Origin of the sequence: Citrobacter sp. T1.2D-1, assembly GCF_950098555.1 — a bacterium.
GTDB lineage: Bacteria > Pseudomonadota > Gammaproteobacteria > Enterobacterales > Enterobacteriaceae > Citrobacter_A > Citrobacter_A telavivensis.
On sequence record NZ_CATNHH010000012.1, the window covers coordinates 420129 to 434817 of the forward strand.

Consider the following 14689-nt stretch of genomic DNA (forward strand, 5'->3'; position numbering starts at 1 on the left):
AAACCAGCCCCTTTCAAATACTACAAGCGCATTGGCATAACAACATAAGCCGCGCTTTGTGATGCCGCATCTTCAATCTGTACGCTGGAAACAGAGTCGGTCAACATGATGCGCACGTTTTCGCACTTCAGCGCATTCAGAACATCCAGCACGTAGCTGACGTTAAAGCCGATCTCCATTTCGGTTCCCGGATAGGTGACGTCCAGAATCTCTTCGGCTTCTTCCTGCTCCGGGTTATTCGCGGTGATTTTGAGCTGATTTTCGCTCACATACAGACGCACGCCGCGGAATTTCTCGTTCGAGAGGATCGCCGCGCGGGCAAAAGCCTGCTTGAGGATATCGCAGCCGGCTTCCAGATGTTTATCCGGATTTTTCGGCAGAACGCGACGGTAATCCGGGAAGCGACCGTCCACCAGCTTAGAAGTAAAGATAAAGTCGCCAACGTGCGCGCGGATATTGTTGCTGCCAATCTGCACGCGCAGCGGGTTATCGCCGCCGTCGAGCATACGCATCAGTTCAATCACACCTTTACGCGGCACGATCACCGAATGGCTGGGCAGCGATTGGCCGATAGGCATAGAGCAGACCGCCAGGCGGTGACCATCGGTCGCCACGGTACGCAACTCTTCGCCTTCGGTCTCAAACAGCATGCCATTTAAGTAGTAACGTACGTCCTGATGCGCCATAGAGAACTGGGTAGCTTCAATCAGGCGCTTCATCGTTGCCTGCGGCAGGGTAAATTCTACCTCACTCTGCCAGTCATCCAGATTCGGGAAGTCGGCGGCAGGCAGCGTGGAAAGCGAAAAACGGCTGCGACCTGAACGCACCAGCATGCGATCGCCTTCCAGTTGGACAGCAATTTCTGCGCCTTCCGGCAGGCCACGGCAGATATCAAAGAACTTCCGCGCCGGGACAGTGGTTGCGCCAGGCTCATGCGGCTGAATCAACGCAACGCGGGCCACCATTTCCATTTCAAGATCGGTACCCGTCAGCGAAAGCGCACCGTCAGCTACCTGCAGCAACAGGTTGCCGAGAATAGGCAGTGTAGGACGACCACCCAGCGGGCCGCTGACCTGCTGAAGCGGCTTTAATAAATGTTCACGTTCAACGGTAAATTTCATAGCGTCACGAAGATAATGTTCTGATTAAGTTTGAGAAATCTTCTTTAATATCATGGCTTTCTTCACGCAACTGCTCAATCTTACGGCAGGCATGAAGCACCGTAGTGTGGTCGCGCCCACCAAACGCGTCGCCAATTTCCGGCAGACTGTGGTTAGTGAGTTCTTTCGCCAGTGCCATGGCCATCTGACGCGGACGCGCTACCGAGCGAGAACGACGCTTGGACAGCAAATCCGCAATTTTGATTTTGTAATACTCCGCCACCGTCTTCTGAATATTGTCGATAGTGACCAGTTTTTCCTGCAACGCCAGCAGATCGCGCAGCGCTTCGCGAACGAAGTCGATAGTAATCGCCCGACCGGTAAAGTTAGCGTTGGCAATCACTCGGTTCAGCGCCCCTTCCAGCTCACGCACGTTAGAGCGTAGCCGCTTGGCAATAAAGAAGGCCACTTCCCCCGGCAGACGAATGTCATTCTCGTCGGCTTTTTTCATCAGGATCGCCACACGGGTTTCCAGTTCTGGCGGTTCGATCGCTACCGTCAGCCCCCAGCCGAAGCGGGATTTCAGACGATCCTCAACACCGTTGATCTCTTTTGGATAGCGATCCGAGGTCAAAATGATCTGCTGATTGCCTTCGAGAAGGGCGTTAAAGGTGTGGAAAAACTCTTCCTGGGATCGTTCTTTATTGGCAAAGAACTGGATGTCATCGATGAGCAGGGCGTCGACGGAACGGTAATAGCGTTTAAACTCTTCGATCGCGTTGTTTTGCAGGGCTTTTACCATGTCCTGTACAAAGCGCTCGGAGTGCATATACACCACTTTGGCATTGGGCTTGCGCGCCATAATACCGTTTCCCACCGCGTGCAACAGGTGGGTTTTACCCAGACCGGTGCCGCCGTAAAGGAACAGCGGGTTATAGGCGCCGCCTGGGTTGTCCGCCACCTGACGCGCCGCAGCGCGTGCCAGCTGGTTAGATTTACCTTCAACGAAATTATCAAACGTGTGTTTGACGTTGACGTTAGAGCGATAGGTCGGTTCTGCTGGCGCGGGCACATTGTCCCAGCCCGAACGCGTCGAAACAGGCGCTGCGCGCTGTGGCTGCACCTGATGCGTCACCTGAGCCGGTGCGGAAACATTGTTGTGCACGGGCGTCCTCAGCGTCTGACTGACGGGTTTCGTCCCGACCTCAAAACGCAGCTGCGGAGCATCTGCACCGCAGAAGTTATTCAGCAGCCCATTGATATTGTTAAGGTACTTGTCTCTTACCCAATCGAGCACAAAACGGTTTGGCGCATACAAAGCCAGCGTGTTATCGCTCAGTTCCGCCTGCAAAGGGCGTATCCACATACTGAATTCTGTGGCTGGTAACTCATCCTGCAATCGGGCAAGACACTGCTGCCAAAGCGAAAGTGACACGGCGGACTCCACTCGAACAAAAGTCGATAAATGACAAAGGCTGAAACATTCATTGATTGTTGACGCACATCGACTAGACCCTATGCAAAGGGTGACGTGCGAATTGCTATCTGCAATTTTAACCCGATCAGGATCCTTTGAAACGATCGGGACCGCGGATCATAGCGTAAACTGAGCAAGAGATCTTCTGTTTCTCACAGATTCTTCCTGATTTATCCACAGGCCTTCACAGGACCGGATAAGTGTAAACGATCCTGGAGAAGTGCTGCACGATTTCGCCCGCATATTGGAAAAATTAATGAGTAAAGACGCTATACTGCTAAAACGATCTCATAAAGATCCCGAGCGATCCTTGCGCTTTGTTCATCAGGCCGTATAATCTTTCCCCCGTCGCGCGATGCCCGTAACACGGTGTCAACGCTGCCTGATTTTCACGCGAAAAGGTGCGGAAAAAGGCAGGGATTTAAGCAAAGAGAATTGACTCCGGAGTGTACAATTATTACAATCCGGCCTCTTTAATCACCCACACTGTGGCGTAAGTCGTTCGAAACTCGTTCGGGTATACGCAAAAGTCAGTGAATTTATTCAAGTTTAGGTAGAAATCGCCATGAAACGCACTTTTCAACCGTCTGTACTGAAGCGCAACCGTTCTCACGGCTTCCGTGCTCGTATGGCTACTAAAAATGGTCGTCAGGTTCTGGCACGTCGTCGTGCTAAAGGCCGCGCTCGTCTGACCGTTTCCAAGTAATAAAGCTAACCCCTGAGTGGTTAAGCTCGCATTTCCCAGGGAGTTACGTTTGTTAACTCCCAATCATTTCACATTCGTCTTCCAGCAGCCACAACGGGCTGGCACGCCGCAAATCACCATCCTCGGCCGCCTGAATTCGCTGGGGCATCCCCGTATCGGTCTTACCGTCGCCAAGAAAAACGTTCGACGCGCTCATGAACGCAATCGGATTAAACGTCTGACGCGTGAAAGCTTTCGTCTGCGTCAACACGAGTTGCCAGCAATGGACTTCGTGGTGGTGGCGAAAAAAGGGGTTGCTGACCTCGATAACCGTGCTCTCTCGGAAGCGTTGGAAAAATTATGGCGCCGCCACTGTCGCCTGGCTCGCGGGTCCTGATAGCCCTAATCCGGGTCTATCAACGCCTGATCAGTCCGCTGCTTGGGCCGCATTGCCGTTTCACTCCAACGTGTTCAAGCTACGGAATTGAGGCATTGCGCAGGTTTGGAGTGATAAAAGGCAGTTGGTTGACGGTGAAACGCGTATTAAAATGCCACCCTTTACACCCTGGTGGTGACGATCCCGTCCCGCCCGGACCATTTGATACCAGAGAACACTAACGATGGATTCGCAACGCAATCTTTTAGTCATCGCTTTGCTGTTCGTGTCTTTCATGATCTGGCAAGCCTGGGAGCAGGATAAAAATCCTCAACCTCAGACCCAACAGACCACGCAGACAACGACCACCGCAGCGGGTAGCGCCGCCGACCAGGGCGTACCGGCCAGTGGCCAGGGGAAACTGATTACGGTTAAGACTGACGTGCTTGATCTGACCATCAACACCCGTGGTGGTGATGTGGAACAGGCCCTGCTGCCAGCTTACCCGAAAGAACTCGGTTCCAGCGAACCGTTCCAACTGCTGGAAACTACGCCGCAGTTTATCTATCAGGCTCAGAGCGGTCTGACAGGTCGTGACGGCCCGGATAACCCGGCTAACGGTCCACGTCCGCTGTACAACGTCGAAAAAGACGCCTTTGTACTGGCTGATGGTCAGAACGAGCTGCAGATCCCGATGACCTATACGGATGCCGCGGGTAATACCTTTACCAAAACGTTTGTCCTCAAACGTGGTGACTATGCGGTTAACGTGAACTACAGCGTGCAGAACGCCAGCGAGAAACCGCTGGAGATCGCCACCTTTGGTCAGTTGAAGCAATCCATCAATCTGCCGTCTCATCGTGACACCGGAAGCAGCAACTTCGCACTGCATACTTTCCGTGGCGCAGCGTACTCCACGCCAGATGAGAAATATGAAAAATACAAATTTGACACCATCGCGGATAACGAAAACCTGAACGTCAATGCGAAAGACGGTTGGGTCGCGATGCTGCAACAGTATTTTGCAACGGCATGGGTGCCACGTAACGACGGTACCAACAACTTCTACACCGCGAACCTGGGCAACGGCATTGCCGCTATCGGCTATAAATCTCAGCCGGTACTGGTTCAGCCAGGCCAGTCTGGCGCAATGACCAGCACCCTGTGGGTTGGCCCGGAAATTCAGGATAAAATGGCGGCCGTTGCACCGCACCTGGATCTGACCGTAGATTACGGTTGGTTGTGGTTCATCTCTCAGCCGCTGTTTAAACTGCTGAAATGGATCCATAGCTTCGTCGGTAACTGGGGCTTCTCCATTATCATCATCACCTTTATCGTTCGTGGCATCATGTACCCGCTGACCAAAGCGCAGTACACCTCCATGGCGAAGATGCGTATGCTGCAGCCGAAGATTCAGGCAATGCGTGAGCGTCTGGGCGATGACAAACAGCGTCAGAGTCAGGAGATGATGGCACTGTACAAGGCTGAGAAGGTTAACCCACTGGGTGGCTGCTTCCCGCTGATCATCCAGATGCCTATCTTCCTGGCGTTGTACTACATGCTGATGGGCTCCGTGGAACTGCGTCATGCGCCGTTTGCCTTGTGGATCCATGACTTATCTGCACAGGACCCGTACTACATCCTGCCGATCCTGATGGGTGTAACGATGTTCTTCATCCAGAAGATGTCGCCGACCACCGTGACCGACCCGATGCAGCAGAAGATCATGACCTTTATGCCGGTCATCTTCACCGTGTTCTTCCTGTGGTTCCCGTCAGGTCTGGTGCTGTACTACATCGTCAGCAACCTGGTGACCATTATTCAGCAGCAGCTGATTTACCGTGGTCTGGAAAAACGTGGTCTGCATAGCCGCGAGAAGAAAAAATCCTGATTCGGTTGTAGGCCGGGTAAGCGAAGCGCCACCCGGCGGAAGGAACAGTAAAAAAGGGCGGTCATCAGACCGCCTTTTTTACATTTACGAAGAGAACTATCATGAGCCATAACGACACTATCGTCGCCCAGGCAACCCCACCGGGACGCGGTGGTGTTGGTATTCTGCGTATCTCCGGCCTGAAGGCGCGTGAGGTAGCCGAAGCCGTTCTGGGCAAGCTGCCCAAACCTCGTTACGCCGACTATCTGCCGTTTAAAGATGCCGACGGTACTGCGCTGGACCAGGGGATCGCCCTGTGGTTTCCCGGCCCTAACTCGTTTACCGGCGAGGACGTACTGGAGTTGCAGGGACACGGCGGGCCGGTCATTCTCGACCTGCTGTTAAAACGTATTCTGACGCTGCCGGGTCTGCGTATTGCCCGACCCGGCGAGTTCTCTGAACGCGCGTTTCTCAATGATAAGCTCGACTTAGCCCAGGCGGAGGCAATTGCCGACCTGATTGACGCCAGCTCAGAGCAGGCCGCGCGCTCGGCGTTGAACTCGTTACAGGGGGCGTTTTCCGCCCGCGTTAACCATCTGGTGGAAGCACTCACTCACCTGCGCATCTATGTTGAAGCGGCCATCGACTTTCCGGATGAAGAGATAGACTTCCTGTCCGATGGCAAAATCGAAGCGCAGTTGAATGGCGTGATTGCCGACCTCGATGCCGTCCGCGCTGAAGCGCGTCAGGGGAGCCTACTGCGTGAAGGAATGAAGGTGGTTATTGCCGGACGCCCTAATGCCGGAAAATCGAGCCTTCTGAACGCGCTGGCGGGCCGTGAAGCCGCCATTGTTACCGACATCGCCGGTACCACGCGCGACGTGCTGCGTGAACACATCCATATCGACGGCATGCCACTGCACATTATCGACACAGCCGGTCTGCGAGAGGCCAGCGACGAAGTCGAACGTATCGGTATTGAGCGTGCCTGGCAGGAAATTGAGCAGGCGGATCGCGTACTGTTCATGGTGGATGGTACTACCACGGATGCCGTTGACCCGACTGATATCTGGCCGGACTTCATCGCCCGTTTGCCGTCAAAACTGCCGATTACCGTGGTACGTAACAAAGCGGATATCACCGGCGAGCCGCTGGGTATCAGCGAGGTGAATGGTCACTCACTGGTTCGCCTTTCGGCACGTACCGGTGAAGGCGTGGACGTGCTGCGTAACCATCTCAAACAGAGCATGGGTTTCGATACCAATATGGAAGGCGGTTTCCTGGCCCGTCGTCGTCACCTGCAGGCGCTGGCAGAAGCCGCTGAGCATCTCCAGCAGGGCAAAGCTCAACTGTTAGGCGCGTGGGCGGGTGAACTACTGGCTGAAGAGCTACGTCTGGCGCAGCAAAGCTTAAGTGAGATAACCGGTGAGTTTACCTCCGACGATCTGCTGGGACGGATTTTCTCCAGCTTCTGTATCGGTAAGTAATCCCGTAGCCCCGAATTAATCGACGGTTAATTCGGGGCGTTATCGTTTTATAAGAGGATCCCTTTTTATGGAACATAAACGTTTACTTGACTGCACGGCGTCAGATTTCGCGTGCATGGACAAAACCGCGCTGCTGTATGCAATCCGCGCCAGTGAAGGCCGCATCCTGGTCAGTGAAACTATCGCCATTACCCAACCGCTGCTCAATAACGTCACCAATGCCGAACTTGCCGCGTCGCAGGGGGCGGACATTCTGCTGATTAACATGTTCGATAGCGAAGCACCGTTGATCCAGGGAATGCCTGCCGGTACTGCACCGGATCAGACGTTGCATGAACTGCAGCGCCTGACCGGTCGCATCATTGGCGTCAACCTGGAGGCCGTTGATCCTGAGTTTGCCATTGCGCATGATGACATCTGGAAGATGAAGCCAGGCCGTGCCGCAACCGCAGAGAATGCCCGCAAACTGGTCGAGATGGGGGCGAAGATCCTGGTACTGACGGGAAATCCCAATAACGGCGTCAGCAATCACTCTCTGGGAAAAGCCGTGAAAGCGATCCGCGAAGCCGCGGGTGACCGCGCCATTATCATCACCGGTAAAATGCACGGTGCAGGCATCGTGCGTGAGAGCGGCAGCGCGATTATCAGCGAAAGTGACGTCGCCGCATTTGCGGAGCAAGGCGCAGATATTGTGCTCATACCGGCTCCGGGAACCGTGCCTGGCATGAGCCAGCAAAAGGTAGAGTCGCTGATCGCGTGTGCGCACGCGCACGGTGCGCTGGCAATGACGGCAATCGGCACCTCTCAGGAGGGCGCAGACGTCAGTACGATTCGCCAGATAGCCCTGATGAGTAAGATGGCGGGGGCAGATCTCCATCATATTGGCGATACCGGCTATATGGGGATGGCATTGCCAGAAAATATCCTGGCCTATAGCGTAGCGATTCGTGGCGTCAGGCATACCTATACGCGTATCGCGCGTTCGGTGAATCGTTAACGTAATATTGTAATTAGGATTTTATTGAATGATCCTTAATTAATTCGATTTTAATTTAACTGTGATTTTTATCACAGTTAAATTATTCTCTCATAGACAAATATTTTCATTACCATAATGTAGCCTTGTGTCTAAAGAGGATAACTCATCATGATTATCTTAAGTTCATACATCATTTCAAAATGGTTTAATGTTGACAATAAAATTGTCAATCACCACCCTTAAGTTTCCCTGCCTTTATTTTGCCAGAGCATAGGCTATTCGTAGTCTGTTCATTTGGCACATTTCAAACATAACTCAATTCCTCATTGTGGTTGCATATCGCAACGCCACGTATGCCTGTTCGTTTTTTAAAACGAAAAGACAGTCATGGCTGAAATAAATGTGGAATGAATTGTGCCGGGCATATATATGCCCGTATGTCGACGTATTGATTCAATACCGTCAAATAAATTAAAGGATTATGTCATGGATAACTTTAAACATTTACCAGAACCCTTCCGTATTCGTGTTATTGAACCGGTAAAACGTACAACCAGAGATCATCGGGATAACGCAATCATTAAATCAGGAATGAACCCTTTTCTGTTGGATAGTGAAGATGTCTTTATTGACCTGCTAACCGATAGTGGTACTGGCGCAGTGACACAGAATATGCAAGCTGCAATGTTGCGTGGAGATGAAGCTTACAGCGGCAGTCGCAGTTATTATGCGCTGTCTGAAGCAGTGAAAACCATTTTCGGCTATCAATATACTATTCCAACGCATCAGGGCCGCGGTGCAGAGCAAATTTATATTCCAGTATTAATCAAAAAGCGTGAGCAGGAAAAAGGGTTAGACAGAAGTAAAATGGTGGCATTCTCCAACTACTTCTTCGACACCACCCAGGGACACAGTCAAATCAACGGCTGCACCGTACGCAACGTGTATATCAAAGAGGCTTTTGATACCGGCGTTCGTTACGACTTTAAGGGAAATTTTGATCTCGATGGATTAGAGCGCGGCATTCAGGAAGTTGGCGCAAACAACGTACCGTATATTGTGGCGACCATCACAAGCAACTCTGCGGGTGGGCAACCTGTTTCATTAGCCAACCTGAAAGCCATGTATAATATCGCTAAAAAATATGATATTCCGGTGGTGATGGACTCCGCACGTTTTGCCGAGAATGCTTATTTTATCCAGAAACGCGAAGCAGAATACAGGGACTGGAGCATCGAAGAAATTACCCGCGAAACCTACAAATATGCCGATATGCTGGCAATGTCCGCGAAAAAAGATGCGATGGTGCCGATGGGTGGCTTACTGTGCGTTAAAGACGACCGCTATTTTGACGTTTATACCGAGTGCAGAACCCTGTGCGTCGTACAGGAAGGCTTCCCAACTTACGGTGGTCTGGAAGGTGGGGCAATGGAGCGTCTTGCGGTGGGCCTGGTTGATGGCATGAATCAGGACTGGCTGGCCTATCGTATCGCACAGGTACAATATTTGGTCGATGGCCTCGAAGCGATTGGTGTCACCTGCCAACAGGCTGGCGGACATGCGGCATTTGTGGATGCGGGTAAATTATTGCCGCACATTCCGGCAGAACAGTTCCCGGCTCAGGCTCTCGCTTGCGAACTTTATAGAGTGGCCGGTATTCGGGCCGTTGAAATCGGGTCATTCTTATTAGGCAGAGATCCTAAAACTGGTAAGCAGCTACCTTGTCCGGCTGAGCTCCTGCGTTTAACTATCCCCAGGGCGACATATACCCAATCTCATATGGACTTCATTATCGAAGCCTTTGAGCATGTCAAAGAAAATGCAGTGAACATTAAAGGGCTAACCTTCACTTACGAACCTAAAGTATTACGTCATTTCACCGCTAAACTGAAAGAAGTTTAATTATAAATATTATGGGTGGTTATACGATAATAACCACCCCAGCGATAAATCCACTTCCTTTACATTGTTGCATAATTAAAATGTTATAGGCTCACTATAATTAATGAGGCATCATGGAAGAAAATTCGAACGCTAAACATTCCTCCTTTTGGGGAATTATGGTTATAGCCGGCACGGTGATTGGCGGGGGGATGTTTGCTCTCCCCGTTGATTTGTCGGGTGCATGGTTTTTTTGGGGGGCGTTTATCTTAATCATCGCCTGGTTTTCAATGTTGCATTCTGGACTCTTGTTATTAGAGGCAAATTTAAATTACCCCGTCGGATCCAGTTTTAACACTATCACCAAAGATCTTATTGGCAATAAATGGAACATTGTGAGTGGATTTACAGTCGCCTTTGTTCTCTATATTCTCACTTACGCCTATATATCTGCAAATGGTGCCATCATTAGTGAAACGATCTCAATGAATATGGGATATCGCGTTAACCCCAGAATTGTCGGGATCTGTACCGCCATTTTTGTCGCCAGCGTGCTGTGGATCAGTTCACTGGCAGCCAGCCGAATCACCTCCCTGTTCCTGGGAATTAAAATCATCTCTTTTATAATCGTTTTTGGATCGTTTTTCTTCCAGGTCGATTTTTCTATATTGCGGGATACGGCAGGCCAGGCCCAAAACGACGCCTCCTATTTCCCCTATATTTTTATGGCGCTACCGGTATGTCTGGCATCATTTGGCTTTCACGGAAACATTCCCAGCCTGATCATCTGCTATGGCAAGAGAAAAGATAAATTAATAAAAAGCATTGTCTTTGGTTCTTTGCTGGCGTTGGTGATTTATCTATTCTGGTTGTATTGCACCATGGGTAACATTTCACGGGAAAGCTTCAGTGAGATCATCGCCTCAGGTGGTAATGTTGACTCATTAGTGAAGTCATTCCTCGGTACCAGACAAAGCGGAATCATCGAATTTTGTCTGCTGGTTTTTTCAAACCTGGCCGTTGCCAGCTCCTTTTTTGGCGTGACTTTGGGGCTATTTGACTATCTTGCGGATCTGTTCAAATTCGACAATTCATCAGTGGGTCGTTTTAAAACCGTCTTGTTAACCTTCCTGCCTCCGGCGCTTTTATACTTAATCTTCCCGAACGGTTTTATCTATGGCATCGGCGGTGCAGGGCTGTGCGCAACGATATGGGCGGTGATCATCCCTGCGGTACTGGCTCTGAAAGCCCGGAAGAAATTTCCCAATAAAATGTTTACCGTCTGGGGCGGCCTCATCATTCCAACCATCGTTATCCTGTTCGGCGTAGCAGTCATTGTTTGCTGGTTTGGCAACGTCTTCCACCTCTTACCCCGATTCAGTTAACTCGCTGTATCTCCAGGCTGACATGCCGCCTCATTCAAGGCGGTATGTCCTTTCAGGAAATTGCTATTTGAAAGAGACGTGCCCGCCCATGCATGACACCTCTCACTCACCATGGGGAAACGTGTCAGTGATCCTCACCTTTGTGGATACCTCTCTAGCGAAACACGAGTTGATCCACACGACTGTCATCACCATAACCAACTCCACCAAGCCCCCCTTGTCGCCCATCCTCTGCCATTCAATGCCGCGTGCTGGAAAAACGGTTGATACCTTTTCCCCACTCTGGCACAACCGCAGCAGCCATAGCCCGAGATTCATCTGGTTAAGAGAGAACATCAACGCCCTGTATCACGACCGGTCCTGACGCAAAAACAGCCAATATGCACCAGGAAATGTAAATGCGCGTAAGGGAGGCTGATTCAGTCGTACTTTTTGGCGATTTACTCTGTCTATAAACCGAGTAAATGTTACTCTCGTCATTATCAACGACCATTAATCATGGAGAGAAAAATGGCGACCCATTTTGCCAGAGGGATCCTGACGGAGGGACACCTGATTTCTATGCGTCTCCCGTCATCCTGCCATCATGAAGCACGAAGACTGCCAACACATCGCCAGACCCGTTTTCTGGCATCCCGAGGCCTTCTCGCCGAGCTGATGTTTATGCTGTATGGCACGCTCGAGTTACCGGAAATCGTATACAAAGCCAAAGGTAAGCCGGCGTTTCGCGATAAAAATTTGCCGAGTTTTTCCATCGCCTATGCTGGCAATATGGTCGGCGTGACGCTGACAACCGAAGGGGAATGTGGACTGGATATGGAACTCCAGCGCGCTACCCGAGGATTCATCAGCCCCCATTCCGTTGAGGTCCCGGCCTTTTCCAGCATTGAAAATCTGTGGATCAGCAAGCAAAACGATCCGGACGAAGCGCGTGCACAGATGATCACCTTGCGTCAGAGCGTCCTGAAACTGACGGGGGACGTCCGCAATGACGATCCGCGCGAGCTGCAGCTACTACCGGGTGCCGGGCGTCTGAAATGTGCACATGTTACCCAGATTGAAGCCATCTGTGATGCCGAAGACCTGCTGGTATGGTCGGTTGCGGTTACACCAGGCATTGATAAACTTCAGCTTTGGGAGTTTGATGGTAAGCAGGGCTGGAAAAGCCTGCCTGATATCCAGACCCGTGCGAATGCGCCAACGGGTCGTCTGATGCGATTCGCGCAATTATCTGCTGCGACGTCTTATACGCATAACTGATGGAGTTACCATGTCTGAAACGTTGAATGTTGTTACGTTACTGGGAAGCCTGCGCAAAGGTTCATTTAACGGTATGGTTGCCCGTACGCTGCCGAAAATAGCCCCGGCGGGGATGGAAGTGAGTGCGTTACCGTCTATCGGTGATATCCCACTTTACGATGCCGACGTGCAACAGGAAGAAGGTTTTCCGGCAAGCGTCGAAGCACTGGCTGAACAAATTCGCAATGCCGATGGCGTGGTTATCGTCACTCCTGAATATAACTACTCGGTGCCGGGTGGTCTGAAAAACGCCATCGACTGGCTGTCGCGCCTGCCCGATCAGCCACTTTCCGGCAAACCGGTGCTTATCCAGACCAGTTCAATGGGGGCGATTGGCGGTGCACGCTGCCAGTATCACCTGCGCCAGATTCTGGTCTTCCTGGATGCGATGGTGATGAACAAGCCCGAATTTATGGGCGGTGTGATTCAGAACAAAGTGGACCCGCAGACGGGTGAAGTGATCGATCAGAGTACCCTGGACCATCTGACTGGCCAGCTCACCGCGTTTGGCGACTATATCCAGCGGGTTAAAGCCTAATAAAAAGCCCGCTGGCGCTAGCGCTTACCGGGCCGACACTCTCCTGTAGGTCAGGTAGGCGTAGCGCTACCTGACACCACAAACTACATCCAGCGCGTGAAGGCGTAAAACCATCCGGCCTACGATCGCAATTTATAGGCCGGATAAGCGCAGCGTCATCCGGCAACGGCAACGGCAACGGCAAGAAGTTAGTGTGCGTCGATAAACACAATCTTCAGCACAAACAACAGCGCCACAACCACCACGCACGGGCTCAGATCGCGCAGACGACCGGTACCAATTTTCATCACGCAGTAAGAGATAAAGCCCAGCGCGATCCCTTCAGTAATTGAGAAGCTGAATGGCATCATCACGGCAGTGATAAACGCCGGCACAGATTCAGTAAGGTCATCCCACTTCACGCGCGCCAGGCTGGAGGTCATTAACACGCCAACGTAAATCAGCGCACCTGCAGCCGCATAGCCCGGCACCATCCCCGCCAGCGGCGACAGGAAGATAACCAACAGGAACAGCAAACCCACGATCACAGCGGTCAGGCCGGTGCGCCCACCGACAGAAACGCCGGAAGAGGACTCGATATAAGCGGTGACGGAAGAGGTACCGATAAATGCCCCGGTCACGGAGGAGACGCTATCAACAAACAGCGCCTGTTTCATGCGCGGGAATTTCCCTTTTTCATCCGCCAGACCGGCTTTGTCAGTCACGCCGATCAGTGTCCCGGAGGAGTCAAACAGGTTAACCAGCATGAAAGAGAAAATCACCCCAGCCAGACCGATGTTAAACGAGCCTGCCAGATCGACATGCCCAATCACCGACGAGACGCTCGGCGGCGCAGAGACAATACCGTTATAGTGCACATCACCCAGCATCCAGCCCAACAGCGTGGTGACGATGATAGACACCAGCACGGCAGCGTGAATGTTACGTGACGCCAGGATAGCGATGATAAAGAAACCGAGCACGCCCAACAGTACGCTGTGGGAGGTCAGATTACCGATGCTCACCAGCGTTTCAGGATTCGCGACGATCACGCCTGCGTTTTTCAGACCCATCATGCCGATGAATAAACCGATACCACTGGTAATACCCACACGCAGACTGACCGGAATATTGGCAATCATCCAGTAACGCACGCGGAAGATAGTCAGCAGCAGCAGACCGACGGCGCCCCAGAAAATCGCCCCCATACCGACCTGCCACGACAGACCCATCGCGCCGACCACAACGAAGGCAAAGAACGCATTCAGCCCCATCGCGGGCGCCAGCGCCACCGGCAGATTAGCAAACAGACCCATCAAAATGCTGCCAAACGCGGCAATCAGACAGGTGGTCACAAAGACGGCGCTGGTGTCCATGCCAGCCACGCCCAGAATTTGCGGGTTAACAAAAACGATGTAAACCATCGTCAGGAAGGTGGTAAAACCGGCTATCACTTCGGTCCGTGCCGTCGTGCCATGTTCGCGCAGTTTAAACACGCGTTCCAGCATCCCCTGACCAGACGTCTGGGTTGTGTGTTGTTGACTCATTATCAATTTCCAAACAAGGAGGGAAAATTCGTCGCTATCCTATACCAAAATGCGACAATAGGGGGTGATTGTGAGATGTTTTTTTC

Annotated in this window: 15 protein-coding genes; 12 read left to right on the top strand and 3 right to left on the bottom strand. The window is 51.8% G+C overall.

From position 1 onward, the window contains the following. Positions 1-20: 20 nt before the first annotated feature. Together dnaN and dnaA are read right to left on the bottom strand one after the other, a co-directional pair. A complete protein-coding gene (gene dnaN / locus QQZ17_RS13385; RefSeq protein WP_152400813.1) occupies positions 21-1121 on the bottom strand; it encodes a DNA polymerase III subunit beta in 1101 nt (366 codons plus the stop codon). Positions 1122-1125: 4 nt separating this feature from the next. After that, complete coding sequence (dnaA, locus tag QQZ17_RS13390; protein ID WP_152400815.1) at positions 1126-2535, bottom strand: chromosomal replication initiator protein DnaA; 1410 nt, start codon at positions 2533-2535, stop codon at positions 1126-1128. A 298-nt stretch (positions 2536-2833) separates the two neighbouring features. Between dnaA and QQZ17_RS26420 the strand changes: the two genes are divergently transcribed. The 12 genes from QQZ17_RS26420 (at position 2834) to QQZ17_RS13440 (ending at position 13077) form a co-directional block, all read left to right on the top strand. Next, positions 2834-2914, top strand: a complete 81-nt coding sequence (locus QQZ17_RS26420) for a hypothetical protein (protein ID WP_419762346.1) — start codon at positions 2834-2836, stop codon at positions 2912-2914. A gap of 228 nt (positions 2915-3142) precedes the next feature. Next, positions 3143-3283: a 50S ribosomal protein L34 gene (gene rpmH / locus QQZ17_RS13395; protein ID WP_000831330.1), complete on the top strand. Its 141-nt coding sequence runs from the start codon at positions 3143-3145 to the stop codon at positions 3281-3283. Between the two features lie 16 nt (positions 3284-3299). Further along, positions 3300-3659, top strand: coding sequence for a ribonuclease P protein component (gene rnpA / locus QQZ17_RS13400; RefSeq protein WP_042287256.1), 360 nt, complete (start codon positions 3300-3302; stop codon positions 3657-3659). Further along, complete coding sequence (gene yidD, locus QQZ17_RS13405) at positions 3623-3880, top strand: membrane protein insertion efficiency factor YidD (protein WP_001307474.1); 258 nt, start codon at positions 3623-3625, stop codon at positions 3878-3880. The genes rnpA and yidD overlap by 37 nt, the downstream gene beginning before the upstream one ends. A 2-nt stretch (positions 3881-3882) precedes the next feature. Beyond that, positions 3883-5529, top strand: a complete 1647-nt coding sequence (yidC, locus tag QQZ17_RS13410; RefSeq protein WP_152400817.1) for a membrane protein insertase YidC — start codon at positions 3883-3885, stop codon at positions 5527-5529. A gap of 101 nt (positions 5530-5630) precedes the next feature. Next, complete coding sequence (gene mnmE / locus QQZ17_RS13415) at positions 5631-6995, top strand: tRNA uridine-5-carboxymethylaminomethyl(34) synthesis GTPase MnmE (RefSeq protein ID WP_152400820.1); 1365 nt, start codon at positions 5631-5633, stop codon at positions 6993-6995. A gap of 67 nt (positions 6996-7062) precedes the next feature. After that, complete coding sequence (locus QQZ17_RS13420; RefSeq protein ID WP_152400822.1) at positions 7063-7992, top strand: DUF7916 family protein; 930 nt, start codon at positions 7063-7065, stop codon at positions 7990-7992. 150 nt (positions 7993-8142) lie between these two features. Then, entirely contained in the window at positions 8143-8217 is a 75-nt protein-coding gene (gene tnaC, locus QQZ17_RS26425) for a tryptophanase leader peptide (RefSeq protein ID WP_152406224.1), read from the top strand. Positions 8218-8460: 243 nt separating this feature from the next. Next, on the top strand, positions 8461-9876 hold the full coding sequence (tnaA, locus tag QQZ17_RS13425; RefSeq protein WP_152400824.1) for a tryptophanase: 1416 nt from the start codon (positions 8461-8463) through the stop codon (positions 9874-9876). Positions 9877-9989: 113 nt separating this feature from the next. After that, positions 9990-11240, top strand: coding sequence for a low affinity tryptophan permease TnaB (gene tnaB, locus QQZ17_RS13430; RefSeq protein WP_152400827.1), 1251 nt, complete (start codon positions 9990-9992; stop codon positions 11238-11240). A 510-nt stretch (positions 11241-11750) separates the two neighbouring features. Beyond that, the gene (locus QQZ17_RS13435; RefSeq protein ID WP_178828375.1) at positions 11751-12500 is read left to right on the top strand and encodes a 4'-phosphopantetheinyl transferase family protein; all 750 of its coding nucleotides are present in this window, start codon (positions 11751-11753) and stop codon (positions 12498-12500) included. Positions 12501-12510: 10 nt separating this feature from the next. Continuing rightward, positions 12511-13077: an NADPH-dependent FMN reductase gene (locus tag QQZ17_RS13440; RefSeq protein WP_152400829.1), complete on the top strand. Its 567-nt coding sequence runs from the start codon at positions 12511-12513 to the stop codon at positions 13075-13077. Positions 13078-13265: 188 nt separating this feature from the next. Here the strand turns inward: QQZ17_RS13440 and adeP are convergent, their stop codons facing one another. Continuing rightward, positions 13266-14603, bottom strand: a complete 1338-nt coding sequence (gene adeP / locus QQZ17_RS13445) for an adenine permease AdeP (protein WP_152400830.1) — start codon at positions 14601-14603, stop codon at positions 13266-13268. Positions 14604-14689 lie beyond the last annotated feature (86 nt).